Annotated in this window: 19 protein-coding genes; 9 read left to right on the top strand and 10 right to left on the bottom strand. The window is 40.7% G+C overall.

Annotation, left to right across the window (positions count from 1 at the left end; all coding sequences use genetic code 11):
- Positions 1–76 precede the first annotated feature (76 nt).
- From L1283_RS07870 to L1283_RS07885, 4 genes are all read right to left on the bottom strand, one after another.
- Positions 77–994 (bottom strand): DUF4238 domain-containing protein, encoded by a 918-nt coding sequence (locus L1283_RS07870; RefSeq protein ID WP_429625998.1) that lies wholly within the window; start codon positions 992–994, stop codon positions 77–79.
- 16 nt (positions 995–1,010) lie between these two features.
- The gene (locus L1283_RS07875) at positions 1,011–2,150 is read right to left on the bottom strand and encodes an ATP-binding protein (protein ID WP_167450469.1); all 1,140 of its coding nucleotides are present in this window, start codon (positions 2,148–2,150) and stop codon (positions 1,011–1,013) included.
- A gap of 71 nt (positions 2,151–2,221) precedes the next feature.
- Positions 2,222–5,998 carry a hypothetical protein gene (locus L1283_RS07880; protein ID WP_312352544.1) on the bottom strand — a complete coding sequence of 1,259 codons (3,777 nt, stop codon included), beginning with the start codon at positions 5,996–5,998 and terminating at the stop codon, positions 2,222–2,224.
- Positions 5,999–6,251: 253 nt separating this feature from the next.
- Positions 6,252–6,770, bottom strand: coding sequence for a hypothetical protein (locus tag L1283_RS07885; RefSeq protein ID WP_115049144.1), 519 nt, complete (start codon positions 6,768–6,770; stop codon positions 6,252–6,254).
- 580 nt (positions 6,771–7,350) lie between these two features.
- Between L1283_RS07885 and L1283_RS07890 the strand changes: the two genes are divergently transcribed.
- The 3 genes from L1283_RS07890 to L1283_RS07900 are packed head-to-tail and all read left to right on the top strand — an operon-like array spanning position 7,351 to position 13,265.
- A complete protein-coding gene (locus tag L1283_RS07890) occupies positions 7,351–8,760 on the top strand; it encodes a peroxiredoxin family protein (RefSeq protein ID WP_115049142.1) in 1,410 nt (469 codons plus the stop codon).
- A 41-nt stretch (positions 8,761–8,801) separates the two neighbouring features.
- Positions 8,802–11,903 (top strand): SusC/RagA family TonB-linked outer membrane protein, encoded by a 3,102-nt coding sequence (locus tag L1283_RS07895; RefSeq protein WP_312905239.1) that lies wholly within the window; start codon positions 8,802–8,804, stop codon positions 11,901–11,903.
- Positions 11,904–11,909: 6 nt separating this feature from the next.
- Positions 11,910–13,265: a RagB/SusD family nutrient uptake outer membrane protein gene (locus tag L1283_RS07900; protein ID WP_115049140.1), complete on the top strand. Its 1,356-nt coding sequence runs from the start codon at positions 11,910–11,912 to the stop codon at positions 13,263–13,265.
- 55 nt (positions 13,266–13,320) lie between these two features.
- Here L1283_RS07900 and L1283_RS07905 read toward each other — a convergent pair whose 3' ends face one another.
- The 4 genes from L1283_RS07905 to L1283_RS07920 form a co-directional block, all read right to left on the bottom strand.
- Complete coding sequence (locus L1283_RS07905; RefSeq protein ID WP_070561190.1) at positions 13,321–13,689, bottom strand: hypothetical protein; 369 nt, start codon at positions 13,687–13,689, stop codon at positions 13,321–13,323.
- A 635-nt stretch (positions 13,690–14,324) separates the two neighbouring features.
- Positions 14,325–14,999, bottom strand: a complete 675-nt coding sequence (locus tag L1283_RS07910) for a hypothetical protein (protein WP_312194235.1) — start codon at positions 14,997–14,999, stop codon at positions 14,325–14,327.
- 34 nt (positions 15,000–15,033) lie between these two features.
- A complete protein-coding gene (locus L1283_RS07915; RefSeq protein WP_201639133.1) occupies positions 15,034–16,041 on the bottom strand; it encodes a helix-turn-helix domain-containing protein in 1,008 nt (335 codons plus the stop codon).
- 85 nt (positions 16,042–16,126) lie between these two features.
- Complete coding sequence (locus L1283_RS07920) at positions 16,127–16,513, bottom strand: hypothetical protein (RefSeq protein WP_070561187.1); 387 nt, start codon at positions 16,511–16,513, stop codon at positions 16,127–16,129.
- Positions 16,514–16,703: 190 nt separating this feature from the next.
- Between L1283_RS07920 and L1283_RS07925 the strand changes: the two genes are divergently transcribed.
- Both L1283_RS07925 and L1283_RS07930 read left to right on the top strand, forming a co-directional pair.
- Complete coding sequence (locus tag L1283_RS07925) at positions 16,704–17,726, top strand: hypothetical protein (RefSeq protein WP_115049132.1); 1,023 nt, start codon at positions 16,704–16,706, stop codon at positions 17,724–17,726.
- Positions 17,727–17,826: 100 nt separating this feature from the next.
- Positions 17,827–18,210 (top strand): hypothetical protein, encoded by a 384-nt coding sequence (locus L1283_RS07930; protein WP_201639136.1) that lies wholly within the window; start codon positions 17,827–17,829, stop codon positions 18,208–18,210.
- Here the strand turns inward: L1283_RS07930 and L1283_RS07935 are convergent.
- On the bottom strand, positions 18,207–18,533 hold the full coding sequence (locus L1283_RS07935) for a hypothetical protein (RefSeq protein WP_312352542.1): 327 nt from the start codon (positions 18,531–18,533) through the stop codon (positions 18,207–18,209). The two genes, L1283_RS07930 and L1283_RS07935, sit on opposite strands and share 4 nt — an antisense overlap.
- Positions 18,534–18,632: 99 nt before the next feature.
- Here L1283_RS07935 and L1283_RS07940 point away from each other — a divergent pair, with 99 nt between their 5' ends.
- The 4 genes from L1283_RS07940 (at position 18,633) to L1283_RS07955 (ending at position 20,847) form a co-directional block, all read left to right on the top strand.
- On the top strand, positions 18,633–19,277 hold the full coding sequence (locus tag L1283_RS07940; protein WP_070561184.1) for a DUF6266 family protein: 645 nt from the start codon (positions 18,633–18,635) through the stop codon (positions 19,275–19,277).
- A 70-nt stretch (positions 19,278–19,347) separates the two neighbouring features.
- The gene (locus tag L1283_RS07945) at positions 19,348–19,902 is read left to right on the top strand and encodes a DUF6266 family protein (RefSeq protein WP_070561183.1); all 555 of its coding nucleotides are present in this window, start codon (positions 19,348–19,350) and stop codon (positions 19,900–19,902) included.
- 14 nt (positions 19,903–19,916) lie between these two features.
- The gene (locus L1283_RS07950; protein WP_201639137.1) at positions 19,917–20,360 is read left to right on the top strand and encodes a DUF5675 family protein; all 444 of its coding nucleotides are present in this window, start codon (positions 19,917–19,919) and stop codon (positions 20,358–20,360) included.
- Positions 20,361–20,490: 130 nt separating this feature from the next.
- Positions 20,491–20,847 (top strand): hypothetical protein, encoded by a 357-nt coding sequence (locus tag L1283_RS07955; RefSeq protein WP_201639138.1) that lies wholly within the window; start codon positions 20,491–20,493, stop codon positions 20,845–20,847.
- 235 nt (positions 20,848–21,082) lie between these two features.
- Here the strand turns inward: L1283_RS07955 and L1283_RS07960 are convergent, their stop codons facing one another.
- Positions 21,083–22,018: a 1-phosphofructokinase family hexose kinase gene (locus L1283_RS07960; protein WP_159332989.1), complete on the bottom strand. Its 936-nt coding sequence runs from the start codon at positions 22,016–22,018 to the stop codon at positions 21,083–21,085.

Genomic DNA, 22,018 nt, shown 5'->3' on the forward strand with positions numbered 1-22,018 from the left:
CTTCCAACTCTTTGGAACGGCTTGGAATTATCCACTTTAGTCTTTTTTGTCATATACTTTACAATTTAGTGTAAAGCTATATCAGGACAAGACAGAGTTTCTGCTGAGATTCAAAGTGTTTATGTACATCGCCTGGATACCCCAAAACTCGTCCATCCGATGTCTCTTCTGTACGCAGATTTACTCCTGCCGCGAAATATTTATCACGACTTCCCCTTTTCAAATCCAGCGATTCTTCCTCAGATACAGCGTTAGGATAGATTATTAAATATTTTTTGGGATCGATAGCTACCTCAATAATGTTATCAGGATGGAAGATATCCTGGTAATTAGGCCTGCCGTCACTTCCTAGTATTAGTACTGGATTGTCTGAGGATATTAAAGGAACCTCGTCAGAAACTTCGATTACTTCCATTCCACAGACCATTTTGTGTTCTACAAAAGATTTCCATTGCTCCAAATGCTCTTCTAAAAATTTTATCTTGTTTTCAATTTTTAGCATCGCTCTCACATCCTCGATATTTTCTTTAGTCAACGTATAACTTGTTCCGTTATCATGATTGTAGATCAGTTGCTCTTTATTATTATTCAAAAGGTTGGAGAATCTATCAAATCTGACATCCAGTCTTTCATTTTTCTCATTAAGGAAAAAAGGTGTCCTAAAGTAAAGGCTTAATACTGTATTCAGGATTTTCGATTTCTGTTCAAGAGTAAGTTTATGAATGGTTGGATCAGAAAGTAGCGCATATACCTCTGGATAGACAGCATCGACTTCAACTGCATAACGCTTTTCTAAAGCGAAGCGATCACCTTCGACACCCTCAGGGAAGGTATAGATATTTTTTTGGACACATACCTGTGTCGTAGTTAGGGTCGTAATTTTTGCATCCCCTCGCATTAGAGTATCAATAAGGTATTTGTCTCTTTCATTCTTAAGAGCAAACTGCTTCAGGAATGATTTTGGAATAAAATGTTGATGCTTAGGAGATCCCATATAACAGATTTGGTTTTTATATTTTTCCAGACTGGAAGCTAGCGTAATATTGGTGTATCTGATCCATAAAGATTGGATCAATTGGTGTGGTATCATTAGCATTTTCTTTTTCACGCTTAGCCATTTTTGCGAAGGTTGTTGGAATGAGCTTAATAATATCATCCAGGTGTTGGTTAACATGATCTTCAAATGCTTTGGATTCCATTTCATCTTTGAAAATCAGGAACGGTGGTTCTGATCCTCGTCCTGACGAAAATGAATACGTGCCTCTAGTCAAGAACTTTAAAAAGAGACCGCTTATAGCGTTCTTGGTAAAATAATAATACCAACCTTCAATTCCGTTTTTAGATACATAGGCTACTTGAGGAACCGGAAGGTGTCTTCGCATTTCATCACAGGTCATGTATTCTTGTTCGAGCAACAGGGTCGATTGATAATAGAATTTTGCCGTACCCAGATATGCTACGGGATTTGGGTAGAAATAGCAATAAGCCTCAGCAGACTCAACTTTCTTGGGTTGCGAAAATTCTATTTTATATTCTGGATGGTTGTTGTTGTATGCATATTCGGAATTACCCAAATCCATTGTCCATTCACTAGGATCTGAAAGAAGATGCAGCATTTTTTCTTTGGGATGAACGTCAAGATGAAATCTCTCACGCCACATATGCTCTATATGCAGTAGATCAGCTGAAGAATCAATTGGCGTATTGGTGTCACCGATACGGGTATAAATATGATTAGCTCTAACGTTTCTTCTACCAATTGTATAGGTAGATGTGAGATAGTATGGCTTATAAGGATGATTGGTTATCTGTAATACATCAATTTGCTTCTTGTCGATGGTCAAGGTATGTAAGCTAATATCTGGCTTAATGCCACCTCCAAAATCTTTGCGATTCAGAAAGTCAATAAACTGTTGTTGGGTCTTGCGATCAACCATACCAGTGGTCAGGCCAACTATGTTTGCTCCAGAGCTGGGGTCGGAGACCCCCAAAATTAAAAATCTGTCTCCTTTATGTTTTGCATTTGCGAGACATAATATGTCATGTAATAGATCTGCATTATTATTGTGAGGAATTTCCTTAAAATCCCAATAGTTTCCCTCTTTTTTGCTATTGATGAGGTTGCCTATAATTTTTTCTATCTGCTCCAAAATATTGTTATTTGTTTTATGTAGCTTATTATTTCTCGGTTCAAAACTTACTATTTGGATTTGTCATATTATCAATAATACTCACTCATAAAGTCTACTTTAACCTCCTTTTTGATAGCTTCTTTTTCCCATGCTATCAGTTGTTCAAAGTGATCTATATGTTCAGTGTAGTCGAGCAGGTCGGGGAGAGTATTGATCATATTTATAATTTCCCGGTAAAAGTTTATTCTATCCTGGTAAAGATGGACCCTGCTTAATGTATAGTTACAGCTTCTGCTAAAGCTAATATTTCTGGTAATTTCAATCTCCTTACGTAATAAAAGAAACTCCTTGTAATAAGGTATTATCCAATCGCTATAATTGTTATAAACCATCCGTATCAGTATTAACAGTATTTTGTCGTTGTGTGCATGCTTACGGGTCAAATCGGAAATGAGAGACTTCACTTTCTCTATCTTGCCGTCTTCAACCCTTTTTAGAGCAAATAAATTAAAGATGGCATCTTCGTAAGTAGAACTCAAATGCTCTTTATGTAAAACCTCTAATAATAGACTCTCGATCAATTCTTCATATTCCGGGTATTCCCATAGTAAGCTGGTGTTAATATCACTAAGCTCTATCTTGGCTGAATATCCTAAGCCTATAATGTCGTTTGTATAGCTATGGTGAATGAAATATCTATCCAAATCAAGTATTGCTTTTAGTTCCTTTTCATCATCATCAAAATGAGGGTCGATTACATATTGCACCCAGTACGCGCTCTTTAGTAATTCATAATGGCTTGTAAAGTAGGACACACAGTCAGAACAAAAATCATAACCTAAATCTGCCCTAGTCCAATCTTTTTTTGACAGTACAAGGCTGGTAAGATAAGTGATTATATTATGCTGCTCCAGTTCTTTGTTGCCTATTTTGTATTCTTCAAACACAGTCCAGTATTTATGATAGTCAAGCATACTATGGACCTTGACAGATTTGTCTCTATTGCCAAAGAGCGCCAAAAGCAGCTTTAAAAAACGCTCGTCTATTTGTTGCTCTGGTAACGAAGTTATCAATACAGATTCCCAAAAAAATCTATATTCAAAATCGTAGTTATGTACGATGCTAAGTAGCTCTTCACCTGTTATGACGTCTTCTTGTAAAGGTATATGGAAAACCATTGAACGCATAGGGAAATTCACTTTCCCGCTAAAGTGTAGGCGCAAAGCCTTTTCAAAATCCGTTTTGTCCTTGCGAGCTACAGCTAGATATATAGAAGTTACGGATGGCTCTATATAACCACCTTTATTGATTTTCTCTTGATTGTAAAGCGCATCCACATTTATCAGCAGTTGCTCTAAATCTCTCCATTCGCTTCCGTTTACAAAATCATTGATTTTCTTAAGCCTTTCTTTTTGACGTTCTTCCGTAGATTTACTTTTCCTTTCTTTCCAATCTGGTCGTAGAAAATGCTCCAATTTCTTTATATCAGAATTGATGAAATCGTTCCAGCTTTCAGGGTATACTGTGTCCGCTTCTGCCAGGTGTTGGGACATATCCGATACAAACCTGCAATGCGAGATTTGTTTTTCATCTAATTTGTCCGAAATAATTCTTTCATATATTGGCAACTCATCTACATAAATGCTTTTATCAATTTTTCCTCCTGGAAAAACGATTTTTGATAATAGCTCAGAACATTGTTCATTTTCTGGATCAAAGAGTTGGTATACCTGATCTAGTATACGTGCCCTCAGGCTCATTAACTGATCTGATTTATGTAGTTCGATATTGTAATACGTAAATTCATGTCCTTTAGTTGGTCCATATTCGGTAAAGTGCCAGCCAAAGAAGACTTTCGATAAGTTGAGAAAGATACCGTTCGCAATTGATCTTTGTGTATCAGTCCATTTATCGTCCAATAGAACATCCAATAGCAAGTGTTGTCTCCTGTATCCATGTTCCAAGTCTTGAACTTTAAAGCTGAGGCGATCGTGAAGACACTTTAAAACTTCGGGCAATCGACTTGGTTGTTTACTGACCAGCGCTAATGTCAATTCCAATGAAGGTTTGAACAATTCATTTGGATAATTCCAGAAACCAGTTAAAAGTTCAAAGTATTTGGTGGTATACACATGGTCATTAGCCTCGTCGTTAAAGGAAAATGTTGCTGGCAGATCTTCTTGTGGCAGGGCCTGAATCCATTTTCTAATATAAAGCAGGCAATCACGACCCTTATAGAACCAAAAAAGATTATAGAATGTGTACTGTTGGCCCTCCGATACCATACGTTCAGCTACCTTATTCAAATGAGGTAATACTAAATCTTTTATATGTTGATCTGTAAAGGTGTTATTCACGTCAACTAGTGTAGTGCGAATCTTGTTAGAATGCTTTTCAACAAAAGCTAAAATCCATTCTGCATAATCTATCACTGCGGTCTGGTCATCGATAAAGCATTTATAGAAGGCATATGTTGCCAAAACCTGATCTGATACTTTTACTATTTCATTTGAATACACATCTACGATTTCGCTGTTATGCAGTTCCAGTATAGCAGACCATACGTCATTCCAGTCAATTCCAAATTTGTCTTCAAGGACAGCTTTCTGTTCTTCATTATCTCTATCTAAAACGCCAAAGAATGAAACAATGGCAAGGGCTTTCAGGGTTAATGGGTCATCGAAAATTCCGATCTCTTCCGCTATCTTTTTAAAATACTTTTCGTAAAGAAGGACTGGACTAGTCAGGTAGTTTGTTTCCGCATCGGGAGTAACCGAATAGGTTGCCATCAAGGCCACTCTGGCATTTCCTTTGGCCAGATCAACGATCTTTCGTATGATATCAGGATAATGCTTAAGATTGGGTAGTGCTGAGACAATTATTTTCTCGATTTCTGCGTCCTTGAATTCAGGAATATTAAACTCCTGATAGGACCAGTCTTCCAAGGCAGCCGATACCTGTTTTTTCACGTAGTCCCGGGACGTAATGACCAATTTTGCTGCGTACGATTTTGACTCCCTGAGTTTGCTGAGCAGGTAGTTTAGATTGTTGACCGACTTGTTGGCATCGTCAAATAATATAATGTACTGCTTGCTCGGTAAAAATAGATGCTGATAGTCGTCCCACAGCGGTACACCTGAACTTTGAATGACTATGGGGATGTGGTCTGCTTTTGAAAGCTTATCAAGTATCTTTACCGCTAATTTCGATTTTCCTACACCGGCACCACCTGACAATAGTAAGATGTCGTGCTTCTTTAGTGCCGCAATGCCGTTTTTTATTTCTTCTTCTCTGCCAATAAATTCATTGGTGAGTGATGGCTGCAGTCCGGTCTTTGTTTTGAGAAGAAAATCCTCAAGTGGATAAATATCTCCCTTTAAAATTGAAATCTCTAAATACTCTTCTGCCAGTTTAGGAAACTCATAGATAAGCATTGGGAGATTCTGAATATTTAATACCTCGAATTCAGCTTCGACATGATATGCCTTTACTTTGGCATCTAACAAACCGTGCTCTTCGACGGTGATTTTCTCGTTACATGCTAAAACTACTTTAGCCACCTTTTTTTTATTGACGGCTGTCTTGCCTTCTTCAAAACAATGGTCTATATCATTGCTGAGCTTCTTACAGAAAGTTTTAGCGTCTCTGATTTTTTCTTGCGTAGTACACTCGACAAATATGTATTTGTCGCCATCAAAAAAGAAAGAATCCGGAGTCCCTTTACTTGTTTTTTCTTTGCCCACGACAGCACCAGGTGCACCTATGAAATTATTTCCCTGCAAATACAATAAGTGATTTACTAGCGTTTGAAATTTTGCTTGATCTATTGCCTTTAAAGCATTTTCAATCTGGGTAAGTGTATTCATAGATTATTTTATATTATTTCTATAAATATACAAAATACTATGCCCTTTACTATGCGATTTGTAAGCAAAACCCCTCTTGGCGGCGGGTATTAAATTATATAAACAGTATATCCAACTTCATAAATTTATAATTTGATGTTTTATTAAGTGTTTCTAGCTTTTGATAATTCCTTTTTTCTTTAATGTTAATCCCAAGATAGCTAATGCTACGCCCAAAACACTTAAACATTTTAGAGATTTCAAAAGAACAAAATTATTTAGATTTATAGACATTTACTTCATTGCCATCAACTATCGCAGTACCAGCGACAGCAATGTATTTACTGTTTCTCCTCATGGAACTAGATATATATGAGCTAGAATAATTCCATCCCAAAGAATCAAAAAGCTTTTTGATTTTATCGACTATCATACCTGTTGAACAAAACTCTTTGTTATTCAATAGGTGATAGGTTATCGCATAAGTGATGCTTGGTCGTTTTTCTAGCAAGCTAGAATACGCAACATTATTCTTATGGATGTGTTTTAACTTATTACGAGAATCAGCTTCAATCACTATGTATTGTTTATTAAGTTCTATTAACGATTTGTCAAAAAATGAGCTTGCCACATTAATTGCATCTATATTAAATAAAGATTGCCCCTTTCTTATTCTAGATAGAGTTCTAGTTGATTTCTCAATAAGATTTGCAAAATCACTATCTTCAATACCATTACTGTCAATTAGCTTCAGGATATTTTCAGTAATTACTTTTCTATTTATACTGGTCATAAGTCAAATATGGAGTACTATCGAGTTACAAAAAGTGACATTTAATTCTTTTTTTGTGATTTGTTTATTATCTTTGTATAGGAAGAGAGCAGATGCTTTCGGAAAGAACTTAGGTATTTAAAACAAAGAGTCTTGCGGCTACATTTTCTGACGCCGTAACGCAAGGCAGTAGTTATGAATACCCATGTCTATTCTTATATAAAAGCTTTTATTATATTTGCTTGATAAGATAGATATGGGGCTACTGTTAGTCTGTGTTACGTTAGGCGTCAGAAACTTAATTTGTAGCCACAGCATGTAGCCCTATATTTATCAAGCTACCTCCTGATACAAGACTCGTTTAACCAATAACGAGTTATGATTATTAAAAACAAACATTCGATTAATCCCAATCCCCCTTAGCCGTATAAGGCTAGAGGTCATTTTGACCATCCGAAAAAGTGTCATTGTAAATATATCATCTGCTTTGTAACCAATTAGAGACTACTATATCGGAACATTTTTACGAGTTATTCTAATGACCTGATCCAGCGTCTCCGCGAGGAAAGGGAAAAATTATGACCATTTTTAAAACCTTAAAATGAACAATTTTATAAGGACTGGGATCGGTATTGCCTGTTCAAAACAGGCAACCCAGTATGTAAATTTAATAAATGCGCGACCTACGTGTATTGAAAATAAAGCATATAGCTTAAGAGAACTATTAACCATAAGGACTCTTTTAGTAATTGCTACTGTATTTCATATGTTTAGTTTATCGGCTCAGACGCCCCGCAGGGACAGCGGGGCTGATGGGCTGAAAATAATCAAACCACTGAAAATAGGTGATACAGTTCCGGATGGATTTTGGACTGCATCCTTAAACGCTATGTACAACAGATCCAATAAGAATACAGTAACTCTTAATGAACTCAAAAATAGAAAACTGATCATTCTGGACTTCTGGGCTACATGGTGTGGTGCCTGTATTGGATCAATACAAAAGTATGTTAAAACAGATGCGTATACTGATGCAGATATAGCATTCCTCGGTGTCACTTATCAGGACAAGGAAGAAGTCACCAAGTTCAACGGAAGGTTTAAGCTTAACTTTCCAACAATAATTGGCGATACAGTGCTCAGCGCTTATTTTCCATATAGGATAATTCCGCACGTCGTAGTCATCCAACAGGGGAAAGTTTTGACTATTGCCCACTCTGAAATATTGTTACCTGAAAATGTCCAAAAATTGAAAGGAGGTAAATATGAAGAATATCTTGCAAAGAGCGATATCCTTAATTTTGATAAAACCAAAGTCATCCTGGACCAAAAAAACAGTAGAATTAAGGATGCTATAAAATCCCGGACCGTTATAATGGGGCCTATAAGCGGACTTTCAGCGTTTGGATCTTATAAAAAGACTGATAGCATACAAAGGCTCTACCTAACAAACCATAGTCTGTTGTTTGCAATGTACAAGCTCCTTGATGTTTATTGGCATAATAGGATCTTTTTAAAGATAAGTAATGAAGATCAGTTCGACTACTTCGGCTTCGAAGATCAACAAAAATTTCCTTACACTGTATGGTTGACCAAATATGGTGCTGGCTTAGAATCTATCGCCCCATTGAACATCCCAAAAAAGGAATTAAAGTGGAATGCATTGATCGCACTGCTCAATACAAATGGATATGACCTTGCAGTCGTTGAGAAAGAAGTTGAAACCAAACTGATATATCCAAAAGGAAATAAAAAGTTATATAGGCCAGCAGGCAATGTGACGATTGAGGAACTACTGAAGTCGCTGAACTACCAACAAAAGGATATGCGGAGGGTGCCAATCTATTTGTCCAGTGATTTAATCGATAAACAGGACCGGATTTCTATAGATCTCCATAAGATAAGGGACGAGGAATATTTACAGGACATATTGTCTAAATATGGGCTGAAAATCAAAAATCAGCGCGCTAAACAATCAATTATAGAGGTAACAGAAAGGAGAAGCTTATGAAAACGACTTACTTAATATTCTTGCTTTTCATTTTTATAAAGATGGTGAACGGCCAGGCTCAGGTAATAAAGATAAAGATCACCGACATGGATAGCTTTAATCCGCTGGAAGAGGTAAATGTCAAAGGACGAGATTTTGTCGCAAAAACTGACCATGAAGGATCTTTTCTTCTGAACAAGTTTAATATGGATAGCTTGACCTTTACGCATATCAGATACAAAACTGTTACAATTGCATTGAGTCAGCTGCTTAAAGACAGGTCCGTCACTTTGGCCAGCAAAGATAATATGCTCGAAACAGTTACAATTAATACAGGATATCAGAAAATAAATCAGCGTATATCCTCAGGCGCAGTCGATAAAATAGATCTCCAACGAAGCAGGGATGTGTACGGCAGCAATATATTTCAGAAGTTAGAAGGCAATTCACCGATCCTATTCGATAAGACGGGTGACAGCAAACGGTCGATGACTATCCGTGGATTGAGCAGTATAAATAATACAAACCTTCCCCTCATCGTGCTCGATAATTTTCCCTACGAAGGTGATCCGAACTGGATCAATCCGGAAGATATCGACGATATCACAATATTAAAAGATGCTGCTGCATCGGCTATTTGGGGCACCCGTGCAGGTAATGGGGTTATAGTAATCACGACGAAAAAAGGGAAATACAATTCACCGAATCGGGTCACAATAGCAGGCGGTGTGCAGATACAGGAAAAACCGGACCTTTATTCCTTGAATCGAATTTCTTCTTCGGGTGTTGTCGATCTCGAAAACTTCCTGTTTGAAAAAGGCCGTTATGATAATCAAAATTCCTTCAACATGCCTTATTTTTCGCCTGTAGTAGAGCATTTAATAGCCATTAGAGATGGGATAGGAGATCGAAAGGATCATGAGCAGGCTATAGCGAACTACAGAAAACTTGATGTCAGGGACGATTATAGTAAGTATATGTACAGAACGGCTGTCAACCAATATCACAACTTAAGTATTGAAGGTGGTAGCAGGAACTTGCGTTACCAATTTTCTGCACGAATGGACAACAATACCGGCACACTGGATGAAAAGCTGAAGAAGAATTTAATAAGGACTTTTATTGAGATTGAACTGCATCCAAAAATCAGGCTTTCAACTGACCTTCAATATGTAGACAATAAATTTCAAGAAGGAAGAACTGCTTATAGTCCATCAAACGGTAGACCATACCTCATGCTTGCAGACAAAGATGGCAATCCAATTAGACAAGCTAAAAATAGGGTAGGATATCTTGACACTGTAGGGCAAGGGCTCTTAAATGATTGGTTCGAATACCCGCTGATAGAATACAAAAAAAAGCATTCTATACTTGCATCAAATATGGTGCTGGCAAATGTGACAGCTGATATCAAACTCTTGAAGGGCCTGAATCTGCAGGGGAACTATGGTTTTCAGTTTGTATCCACCCGGGATAAGCAACGTTATGATGAGGATAGTTACATGGTCAGAAATCTAATCAATTCCTATGCTATGGTAGACTATGCCAAACGAACTGTAACATCGGCAATTCCTACTGGCGGTATTCTGGATCAGTCTGATCAGATACAAAAGACGCATAATGTGAGATTTGGTGTTAACTATGAAAAGAGGTGGCGGGGTTTGTTGTTTACAGCTTTACTGGGAACGGAGTGGAGACAGTCAAATGCCGAGAGTGCGCAATACAGATTCTATGGATTTGATCCCGACACGTATACTGTTTCAAAAGTAGATTACCGGAACCCATACACTCACTTTATTGATAAATCGACCATTTATGTTCCATATTTAGATAATAAGAGCCTTAAAATAAACCGTTCAAGATCTCAATATGCAAATGCATCGGTTTCTTATAACGGTAGGTATGTCCTGACAGGGAGTGTTAGGCGGGACGCTTCAAATCTATTCGGTGTAAAAACGAATGAAAGGTGGCAACCGCTATGGTCTATCGGCTACAAATGGAATCTTTCGGAAGAGCGTTTCTTTAAGATTGCATGGATAGATGCGCTGAGCTTACGCGGATCATATGGTATCAGTGGAAATGTGGATCAATCGCGCTCAGCCATTACAACTATTCGCTACACAAGCCCGGACCGCTATACCAACTTGCCGCAGGCTATTATTTCCCAGTACAGCAACCCTGATCTAAGGTGGGAAAAAAATACAATATGGAATACTGGAATTGATTTTTCATTTATATCGGGTAAGATCAATGGTTCTCTTGACTATTACAAAAAATGGGGAACTGACCTTTTTGGCAGATATCCCGTGGATTATACGGCTATACCAAACAAGGGTGTACTTCGGAACATTGCCGCAATGAAAGGCAATGGTGTTGACCTAAAGCTTAATGGAAATATTCCATTTGGAAATCGTGTTTTCTTTACGCCCCAGCTTATGATCAATTTCAATACTGATAAAGTAACCGATTATTATTATGAGGGCAATTATGCTTATGAGTTTCTAAGTTATGGTACTTCAGTAACGGGACAGGTAGGCTATCCGGTATATTCTATTCTCGCATATAAGTGGAATGGGCTAGACGCCAACGGAAATCCTGTCGGGGAACTGGATGGTCAGCGTTCGATCGATTATCCAAACATCAAACTGCAGGATAAATCTGTACTCGAATACAAAGGTACTGTGGTTCCGCGCTATTCGGGTTATTTTAACCCCGGTATGTCGCTAGGAAACGTTGATGTCTCCGCCAGTTTTCTATATAAATTAGGACATGTACTTAGACGGACTCCAGTAGGATATAATGAATTGGTTGCCATGGGTGGATTAGGCGATGGTAGCGGGGATTTTGACCGTAGATGGAAAGTGAGTGGTGACGAATCCAAAACAGATATACCTTCTTTTATTTACCCTGTTGATACCGAGCGTAGCTCTTTCTATCAAAGTTCTTCCGTTTTAGTTGAAGATGCAAGCCATGTACGTTTACAAAATCTTTCTGTAGGATATAAATTCAGGATCAATAAAATTGTTTCCGGAAGGCTATTCTGCAATGCCACTAATCTTGGAATTATTTGGAGAAAAAACAATAAAGGAATTGATCCCGATTACCTTTCACAATTCAGGCCTAAGAAACAGATTTCTCTAGGCATTAATTTGACTTATAATTAGAAAAAAATGAAAACGCTCAACTATTTTTTATATCTATTGATCATCCTTCAGGTTTCATGTAAAAATTTCTTGGATGAAAAACCTGATGCCAGTCTAAAAGAAGCCAATAGCCTCGAAGACCTTGATGCGCTATTGAACAATACTAAGATCATGAATTATTATAGCATGGGACTTGGCGAGGCTTCTGCTGATAATTATTACCTCGACAAATCTAGCTGGGAAGCATTTGATCAGCACGAAAGACAGTTATATACATGGGGAGGAGAAATCTTCTACCAGTTTTACCTCAATCCTTGGCTGGATTATTATAAGAGCATATATTACAGCAATCATGTATTAGCCAAATTGGATAAGATCGCTTCTGAGAAGAAAATAAAGGGGCGTGCAATGGAGCTTAGGGGAAGGGCATTATTCTTCAGGGCATTTGGTCATTATAAATTGCTTTCACTCTTCTCTAATGCATATGATAAAGACGCTTCTAAAACTGATCTTGGCATCCCATTAAGACTGAATGATGACTTTAATATACCTTCCGAAAGGGGAACAGTAGAGGCATGTTATCAACAGATATTACAGGATCTACATGAAGCGGAAAGTTTATTGCCGCTGAAATCAGATAATATGCACTTACCGTCAAGGATATCAGCTTATGTCCTACTTTCATGGATTTATCAGGCACGAGCTGAATTTGATCAATCAATTCTGTATGCACAGAAAGCACTTGAAATCGATAGCAAACTTAAAGATTATAAAGAGTATTCGCAGGAAGCCAGATATCCGTTTTTTGGTTTTGATGACGAAATCGTTTATATAGTGGCCGGAGGAGGAATCTATAACATGCTTGGAAAGTCCTATTGTAAAATTGATACACTATTATATTCTTCATATGACATACATGATCTTAGAAAGAAGCTGTTTTTTGAAAGAAATAAAGATGGATCGTATAATTTCAAGGGGTCTTACGTCGGTTCCCGAGGGCTTTTTATGGGACTTACAGTAGCGGATGCTTACCTCAATCTGTCGGAAGGACTGATACGCCTGAATAAAACAGAGGAAGGACTGCGATTTCTTGAAATTTTCCAACGTCATCGTTACGATGAGACTTATAGCCCGCCGCTTGCCTCAATGTCGCAGGAGAGCGCCTTAAAACTAGTTTTGGATGAGAGACGAAAGGAATTTATCATGCGGGATTCCCGATGGGGGGATATCAAACGTTTAAATAAGATTGATGATGGGGTGATTATTCCTGTTCGCAAGTTAGGTGACAGCGAGTTTTTGCTTAAGAGAAATGATAACAGATATGCGTTACCATTACCTGCTGAGATCATTGAACTGACAGGCATGCCCCAAAACCCAAGATAAAGTGTGTCACTAAAAGGAGGGGCAGCCGAGCTGTCCCTCCTTAAAAACTATCCCATTAATTTGAAAATGCCGGTCTTTCGGCAGCTTCGTAATCATCAGGATTATCGGTCACATTACCCAATGACATGGCCGGTTTTGTAGCGTCGGATGGGTGTGGAGTATCTTGAATTTCACAGATATATATTCCGTTACCGCATTCCACCTGTCCGTTGCCAGGTTTGGTCAATGCATAATTATTGCGGTTATTAACATCCGCAGGAGTTGTACTGTTTAGTTGATAGTAGTATGTTTGAGTTGCAGGTTGCTCCTCAATAAAACTATCCTTCTTTTCCATTGCATTCACCGCGAATGCGATACCTAGTACTAAAGTCAATGCCGAGCCAACGGTAATTAGACTTCTTTTAATGATCTTTTTTGAAATCATGGTTGTGGTCTTTTTTATCCGATCAAAAAAAGGTTGCCTCAAAAAACTTTGATTAATTTTATGTTGTGGGGTGTCTTTTAGCAGACCTCGCTGGCTGGCTTTGCATCCCGATACGCAGCCTGCCTGTTCCCAGATGAGCCCTGAGAGCCATCCGGGATTTCCGTGAACAGTGCCCCTTTACGGTTGCGCGACCTTCGCTGTACAACTCTCTTCTGGGCGAAGGCAATCCGATGCGGTAAAGTGTCCAGCTGAAGGTTGTCTTTGACCAGTCTACAGACCAAACTCTTGGGCATAATCAGCGGATATACCTGCGTCCTCAGGGACGAGTATAGCTTTCCGATGCAACGGAAAAGAGCCGTCATTATGTTCAATATAGGGTGCATTTTGTTCATACAACTTGTATTACCTGATCCATTTGTCTGTTGGCAGCGGCGCCTCCTTATCATGGCCTGCCCACTTGACTTTTATTATTTCTTCGTTTTATCCGGTTAACGTTTTCGTCGTTAACTTATACCAAAGTTCGCCAGTAAAGAGCAGCTGGACTTGACCGAATCTGGAGTCGGGTATATACAGGTTTGGAATAATGAAAAGGTAGAGCAATAAAAAAATCCCCTCGGAAGGGGATGGTTAAAATTTCAAAGGTGTATTGTGGTGGCTTCTCGGATAATCTCGTCAATGAATGCCAGATATTCGTTTTCGCTTTTAAAATTTGGCGTAATTTTCCGATCTACTCGATAAAGAATATGATCGCGTATAAAGGCTTCTTCAAAAACAGAACAGATAATGACATATTTATTTGTCAGGTCAATCTTCGAAAGAAGATGGTTTACTTCAAAATAATCACCACCGCTGCTCAAGATCAGTATCTCGGCTTTCGCAGCAGACAGTTCCAGCGTTTCCTCACGGATTTCTATTAAACGGGGGTGTTTGGTGAGGGTTGTGACGATATCCACTTTTGATAGATTGATCATCTGCCATGCCACATAGCTATAGCTCGTTTTAATGGGCAATGGCTGCCGCGGTGCTGCTATCTTCCTTGCATGGGACAAAAGGTAATAAAGCATAGCCTTTGGAGAATAAATATTGCCAGCAGCATTTGCTGCCTTGAGTACCTCTTCATCAAGCTGATAATTTTCAGGGAAATAGGAGGCGGCCATCTCGATACAAATACGTAGCGGGCCATATTTCCAGGCTCTATATTTTCCACAGACTTTTCTCGCAATAATCGTGCTTTTGTCAGCTGGCTCAGCTACAAAAAGTTGTCCGATCGCTCTGAAAAATTTTCCGGTTTTTTGAATGATTTCTTTCATGTTTTTAGGTCACTAGGTTAATTTAATAATAAATTTATAAATAGTCTTGGTTATACCGCTTAAAAAATTCCGTTGCAGTCATGCCGGTTTTCTTTTTAAAAAAGCGTGCAAAACTGCTGGGTGACGCATAGCCCAGTTCATAGGCGATTTCATTTGTAGGCATACCGTCTACAATATATTTCTTGGCAAGATCTAGCATGAATTCTATTTTCAGCTCTTGGGGACTCTGTCCATAATAAAGTTGGATAAGCTGATGCAGATAGTCCATACTGATTCCGAGCTGCCAGGCAATATCGCCCAGTTTAAAATCCTGGCCAAGCTCGGATACGGCCTGCTTAATAGCTGCATGGGCTTCTTTGGATTTGATTTGGGATTCCGAAATCCTGTCATATTCTTCAAAGATCTTTTCCTTCGATAGCTGGATCAGTTTCTTGATACCCCAAAGGATATTGACCTCACTGTCGAGGTCGCCTTTCTTGATTTTTGACGCAATGGTTTTTAGCAATGAAATGGTCCTGGTGCCGGCACGGAAATCAATGCTGCACCACGAATTCGGATCGTGCTTTCGATAGGCATGGATCAAGGGGTGAAGAAACTGGAAGGGACGCTCATTGCCATCGCGAAAAATGCTGCCGCGGAAATAAAAGTTAATGAGGGTATACCTTCCGGCAGGAACATGGATTTCATAGTCACTTCTGGTTAAGTAAAAGTAGCGGCCGCGATTGCAAGAGATGCTGTAACTGATCCGCTTCTGGACATCCCTGATCTGAATAGCACGATCTTCTGTAAAGAGATAAAAGATATGCATATCCGACGCTGTGACTTGCATCGGAATGACAATATCCGCAGGTAGATGCATATCCAATATATTGATGTAGCCGAGCATGCCGTCAAACTGCTGCAGGCAGGCTTGCCCATGTTGGTTTTCGTAATGTTGATAGTCCGCATTGGACATGCTTATGCTTGGCTTGAGCGTATCAGTTCTCGGACTGATCGGCTGGTCAAATACTTGTGCGATATCGATCTGTAGTGCTGTTTTCATAATGGTGTATAGGTCAATAAAAATCCCCCCGGTCAGGATTTCGGTATGATCGGGGGAAATGGTTTTTGGATAACGTAGGGTTGGATTACTGCTGCGGACCGGTGTAGGAAATCCGGATAAACAGGGGAGTGAACATCATTGTCGCCACACCATCCTGCCATTCATCGAGGCCGTGAACCATAAGCTCCTTAAATTCTGGATCATCATCATCTCCCTTGTCTTCTTTTTGAAATTGAAGTACGTTGCCCTGCATGAGATAATTGCTGATAGCCGTGCCAAGTTGTTTCCGAAATCCAGGTGAAAAATCATAGAGCTGCTCCACCTGATGGGGCTTCAAGTCAAAATTGTGTTCCATCCAGGCTGCAAAATCGTCTTTAAGAAGTTGCATCTCTAGCGCGCGCTCCGCTAAGGGTAGCGCAAGAAGCGTGGCTACTTTTTGCGCCACACCTGCATTGTCGAAGTTCTCTTTCATTCAAATTGTATTTTTGCAAATATTTATTTAAATAGATCAAATTAGCAACCGACCTGTCCTAACCTCCGGTATTTTGGAGGATAATCTTCTTTTGGGTGATTAAATTTTGCTTAATATTTGATTTTATTTAGTAAATTGGTTCTGTAAACCAGTATAAACCTGAGCCATTTAAGAGAGCTTGACATAACATATGAAAGTATTAAAACTAACGGTGGAGAGTTTACTCATCTCCATGCTTTTTAATTTAATCGGAAATCACGGTATTTACCTGAATCGATTTTGGACACAGACCTATTGGATGTGGACAGTGGCATTTGCAATTGCGATTGGTGTTGCGGTCGTGTTCACGCAGATGTTTCTTGAAGCCTTTGGGACTTATTGGCAGAAGCGGTACCCTGATTTGATACTCATGAGCAAGGGGAGGGTCATGACCAAGAGTATACCCAAAGGTCAGCTCTGCTGTGCAATTCTTGTTACAACTATATCGATTCTATCGATTTATCTCTTCATTATCTATTGTTTCGCTTCTGTCCGCAGCGAAGATACGTACAGCTTGTTAAGAAGCTATCTGCTGCATTATATGCCTTTTATTGGTCTAGGCTTTATAGCCTACGTGATCTATGTTTTTCGTAACGGCGAATTATGGTGGCTAACAACTGAAAATGTGATGGCTTTGTTAGGGAAAGAGGTCATGTCGCAGGAAAACACAACAGATAGAGCGGGAACTATAGCACCTCCAAGTGCATTGGATAGGACTATCGTAATCGGATCACTCTATGATGTGCTGCATAAAGATTCGCCATTCAATTTAAATACCTTGCAGATGGATGCTGTACGTATGTTTGATGTGCCCTTTTATTTTTCCCAAAAAAGAAAAAAAGAAGTCGTCCTGATCAATGGTATCCGTTTGGAAGCCCATCATTTCATGCAGGAGCTAGAAAGGTTGGGGCTTGATAAATGGTATTTCCGCATCAATAAAACCTGTAGGGTAAATATGATGCTCGTCCGTCAACCGATATTGCCAAATGCCACTTACCTGGAGTTTCGTAAGGAAGTGTTTGACAGCCTCAAGTTGAATATGACGGAATTGGAAATCAGCAACCTGCTGCAGATAACTGAATGGATGCGCAAAGAAAAAAAACTAAAGGATTTTTTGGATAACGTCAATAACCTGGAGCATGAGGGATGGGATAACCTTATTCGGCTCAATTGAATCATCCCACTTTATAAACTTAGATAGACCGAGCGCAGTAGACAACAGGTCTGCTGCTGCGCTGGATTTCGGCGGTTAGTCGAGCTAACCTTACCCGTTTATGTTTTTTGTAAAAGGATCTCCTGATCAACAGGAGATCACCCCCCGTTTTGTGTCCAATGCGACAGCTATTCACCTTAAAATCCACTATTCTTTTCAATTAAAACCAGGCATCGGATATACGCCCTTAGCGGCCAAGCTGGACCGTATCCTCGACCTGCTGCAAGAACAGCAGTATACGGAGCTCCACAAGCTGACCGGTACAATGACCATCCACGAAGTCGCCTATTTTTTGAGCAAAAGTGTGCGCACCATCGAGCGGCGTATCGCCAAAGGCCTGCTCAAAGCCACCTATAAAGAGGGTAATGCGGATCTCTTTCTCAAAAAAGATGTGGTGCAGCTGTATGTGACCGAATATAAAAAATGGCCGCGGCAAATGCCTTAAATCCCTACACTATTCGTACCTGCTTCGTATTGTCTTCGGGGCTGCATGTAAAAGCAGCCACTGTTAATCCGTTGCTGAACAGTATTTCCCTGTTCGGAGACTGGTGAAGGTCTGGTCAGTATCTGTACAAGATCTATTGCTGATCCGAAGCAGGTACGGAGAAGGTCCGAAGCAAAGGCCCGAGACTGCTGCTCAAACCCGTAGTTTTTGAAGTGCCAGACGACCCCGTATCTGGAACATGTCCGATTGCCTCCGACAGCCCGCCGACAAAAATCGGGGTAACGCCGACGAGTCTCCGCCAAGCTGCTTTGTGCTATTGACAAGGGGCTATATGATGTAGTATGTTTGTCGAAGTAAAGCAATACATACCGGTATAAATGAAAGCTTTATGGGGTTTAACTTTTTAAAAAAAAAATAAAAACATGGCAACAATCAACAATGGTGTAATCGGAAGAGCAAGTGGTAAAGTGGGCGCTGTGATAGCTTCGTCCTGGAAATCCATCAACTACCTCAAAGGCCTACCCAAAAAGCGGACGAAAGGGATGTCCGAAGAACAGCTGATCCAACAGGACCGTTTCCTGAAAATCTCCAAATTTCTGATGCCGATCACGCCGATCCTGCAGGTGGGGTTTGGGCTTTCCAAAACCGAAAAGATGACGCCCACAAACGTGGCACTGCAGCTCAATATCGCACAGGCGGTAAGCGGTACTTATCCAAACTTTAGCTTGGATTACAGCAAGATCGAAATCAGTACGGGCTCTTACCTCAACGGCGGCGGCATGGAGGCTGCTGTGGATAATGGAATTCTTTCTATCTACTGGGATACCATCCTCAACAGCCTGTACAAGACCAAGGCCGATGATCAGGTCATTATCTTGGTCTATTCACCCGAAAAGGATGAATTTATGACAGCACCTACACCGCCCACCCGTGCCGCCGGTACGATAGACATCCAGATTCCGGCCCACCTGCTCGGTGGCAAGGGGCATGTCTGGATCTTCTTTACCGACCGCAAGGCCGAAAAGGTATCCAAAAGTACCTATTTGGGCGAATTTGACCTGGCTTAGCCGCTAAAGGATTAATTGAAAGGGAGGAGCATGTGGCTCCTCCTGATTTTTGAACACAAAACGATAAGATATGCTGGTGATTTCTGAGTTTAAAAAGCAGGTTACAGATCCGACACGTAGGGAGGCTGCGCAGGAACGCTTTCGGCTGGCACGCCGGTTTTTAAATCCGCTGTACCCGCTCATCCGCAAAGGTTTTGCCCACAGCAAGTGCACGGTGCAGGCGGCTTTTGGCCGCGCCATGTCACATACGCTGACGAACGTGATACAGGGGGAATATCCGGATTTTGAGGTGGTGCCCGCCCTCGCAAAAATCAGCAATGGCATGCTGTCTCCGCTCGCAGTGAATACCTGTGTGCGTACGTCCAATACGATACAGCTGAGCTGGGATGTAACCGAATCCAACATCAAAGATTATAACCAATGGGATGACCAGGTCATACTCTGTGCTTATGATATTATTGGGGAACAGGCAGCCATCAATGAACAACAGGTGCTGCGGAAGGATCTCCAGATGACGATCGAGCTGCCTTCCATCCTGCATGATCGACCGGTGCACCTGTACCTTTTCTTGCATGATCGTGATGAAAACCTGTATTCCAGAAGTCAATACCTCGGTCTTTTCTAATGAATAGCTAGCGTATGAAATCAACAATAAAAGTACTTCGCACAAAACAGGGCAAGCATAGCACGTTGTCCGAGATCTATGTGAACAATCAGTTTGTCTGCTACGGACTGGAGAATATTCCGCGTCCCGTGAAAATAAGGGGCGAAACCGCTATACCAGCCGGGCATTACCCGCTGGGTTTTAACCGCGAGGGGGCAATGAATGGCCGTTATTATGACGACTATCCAGCGATGCATCGGGGTATGCTTGAAATAGTTGATATTCCGAATTTTAGCTATGTCTACTTCCACAAAGGAAACAGCTACAAAGAGACTGCGGGCTGCATCCTGGTAGGCACGCAATATGTACTGGAGGATGGTGATTATCGCCTGTTAGCCTCGGGCGTCGCTTACAAAAAGTTCTATCCGCTAGTGGTCGAACTAATGCTGCAGGGACTGGTCGAAGTACAGGTCGAGTGAGTAGAGGTTCCTGCTAAATAATTGATCATCCTTAAAAAAGTAAACATGAAACCATCATGATTTATTCAATCATATTGGGGAATGAATAAATCTGATAGCTTCATCTCAATTGAAAAACAAATTTATACAGATGAAAAAGATCTTCAATAAAATAGGACAGGTGCTGCAACTGCTGTTGGTGGCACCTGTAAAGCTGCCGGGTAAGGTGGGAAATGTATTAAAATATCTGGCTTTGGGGCTTGGTATCGTGGAAACAATATTGGACGAGGCTAAATCACATTCCGAGGTAGACGATGGCAAGGAGCCGCAGGAAGGGAAATACAATCCGGACCATGGCGAAAGGAATCAGTCGGCAATGGATGATACGATGTCGGCAGCTGAATCGCCTACCGATAAGGATGCTTCGGTGGGCGTCAGGGAGAATAGGTCCGTTAAAAATGGAAGCGAAGATACCGTAGAAAGGAGCGCGATGGATGAAAGTGAATGATATCCGCATCTCGGCCATCGGCGGTACCATCTGTTCCATCTGGGCCAGCATCTCGCTGGGCGATGTATTGCAGACCGCCCTGACGGCTGCCTTGGGTACCCTGGTCAGTTTCGCTACAAGTAGGTTATTGGCGAAACTGGGTAAACGGAAAAGATGAGCAGAACAAAAAGGCGCACGGGATTGTGCGCCTTTTTGTAAAGCAATATCTTCATTAGTAAGGCAGAATCCTCAATATTTATCTTTTTTTTATTTCCGAGAACAGCCGATCGACATCTTCCTTAGCGAATAGCCCAGTTCCTTCCGCCATCGTCGTGGCCGAGCCACAGGCGATTCCCATTTGAAGGACATGCTCCATATCTCCCTGTTGGGCTAAGACAGACACCATTCCGGCAACCATACTGTCACCTGCGCCCACCGTACTGCGTACCTTGACCAGTGGGGAAGGCAGCTGTATTCGTTCTGTTTTTGAATATAATATAGCGCCTTGAGCACCTAAAGAGACAACGATTAAAGTTGCTTTACCCTCCGAAATTAGCTGCTGGGCGGCCATATCCAGATCGGAATGCCCCAATTCCTCTTTTCCCACAAGCGCAGCAAGCTCGCCGGCATTTGGTTTGATCAAAAAGACACCTTCCTCCAGTGCAAGGCGAAGTGCATCGCCAGAGGTATCAATGATTATTTTACTGCCCTTCGTTTTGTACGTATTGATCAGCGATCGTGTAAACTCGGGCGGCATACCAGCGGGCATACTACCGCTGATAACGACAAAATCCGGAACATAGGTGATTTCCTCAATCGAAGTCCTGATCCCCTCCAGTTCGTTGGACTCAAACTGTTCGCCTGGCAACCCAAATCGATATTGCTGATTCGTTGCGCTGTCAACCACGATAAAGTTTTCGCGGGTCTCGCCGTTCACCCAAATAGGTTCTATAGCAATATCTTCCAGCTTCAATAAGCTTTCGAGTAAACTGCCTGTCTTTCCCCCGGATGTAAAAAGGGCTGTTGATGCCAAACCAAGTCTTTTCAATGCCCGAGATACGTTAATTCCCCCACCGCCAGGTTCATATACAGGCGCTTCACATCGTAATTTCTTTTCAGGAACGATATGTTGTACACGGGTACTCTTGTCTATGGATGGATTCAGGGTAATTGTTAAAATAGATTTTGCCAT

The sequence above is a fragment of the Sphingobacterium sp. HSC-15S19 genome (genome assembly GCF_050433745.1).
GTDB classification, from domain to species: domain Bacteria; phylum Bacteroidota; class Bacteroidia; order Sphingobacteriales; family Sphingobacteriaceae; genus Sphingobacterium; species Sphingobacterium siyangense.

Coding starts and splice junctions, on each gene's coding strand:
- L1283_RS07905 (WP_070561190.1), bottom strand. CDS start 13,689: ATGATTTCAAAAAAGATCATTAAAAGAAGTCTAATTACCGTTGGCTCG.
- L1283_RS07890 (WP_115049142.1), top strand. CDS start 7,351: ATGAACAATTTTATAAGGACTGGGATCGGTATTGCCTGTTCAAAACAG.
- L1283_RS07910 (WP_312194235.1), bottom strand. CDS start 14,999: ATGAAAGAAATCATTCAAAAAACCGGAAAATTTTTCAGAGCGATCGGA.
- L1283_RS07870 (WP_429625998.1), bottom strand. CDS start 994: ATGGGATCTCCTAAGCATCAACATTTTATTCCAAAATCATTCCTGAAG.
- L1283_RS07955 (WP_201639138.1), top strand. CDS start 20,491: ATGAAAAAGATCTTCAATAAAATAGGACAGGTGCTGCAACTGCTGTTG.
- L1283_RS07945 (WP_070561183.1), top strand. CDS start 19,348: ATGCTGGTGATTTCTGAGTTTAAAAAGCAGGTTACAGATCCGACACGT.
- L1283_RS07880 (WP_312352544.1), bottom strand. CDS start 5,998: ATGAATACACTTACCCAGATTGAAAATGCTTTAAAGGCAATAGATCAA.
- L1283_RS07950 (WP_201639137.1), top strand. CDS start 19,917: ATGAAATCAACAATAAAAGTACTTCGCACAAAACAGGGCAAGCATAGC.
- L1283_RS07885 (WP_115049144.1), bottom strand. CDS start 6,770: ATGACCAGTATAAATAGAAAAGTAATTACTGAAAATATCCTGAAGCTA.
- L1283_RS07900 (WP_115049140.1), top strand. CDS start 11,910: ATGAAAACGCTCAACTATTTTTTATATCTATTGATCATCCTTCAGGTT.
- L1283_RS07920 (WP_070561187.1), bottom strand. CDS start 16,513: ATGAAAGAGAACTTCGACAATGCAGGTGTGGCGCAAAAAGTAGCCACG.
- L1283_RS07895 (WP_312905239.1), top strand. CDS start 8,802: ATGGTGAACGGCCAGGCTCAGGTAATAAAGATAAAGATCACCGACATG.
- L1283_RS07940 (WP_070561184.1), top strand. CDS start 18,633: ATGGCAACAATCAACAATGGTGTAATCGGAAGAGCAAGTGGTAAAGTG.
- L1283_RS07915 (WP_201639133.1), bottom strand. CDS start 16,041: ATGAAAACAGCACTACAGATCGATATCGCACAAGTATTTGACCAGCCG.
- L1283_RS07960 (WP_159332989.1), bottom strand. CDS start 22,018: ATGGCAAAATCTATTTTAACAATTACCCTGAATCCATCCATAGACAAG.
- L1283_RS07930 (WP_201639136.1), top strand. CDS start 17,827: ATGTTTTTTGTAAAAGGATCTCCTGATCAACAGGAGATCACCCCCCGT.
- L1283_RS07925 (WP_115049132.1), top strand. CDS start 16,704: ATGAAAGTATTAAAACTAACGGTGGAGAGTTTACTCATCTCCATGCTT.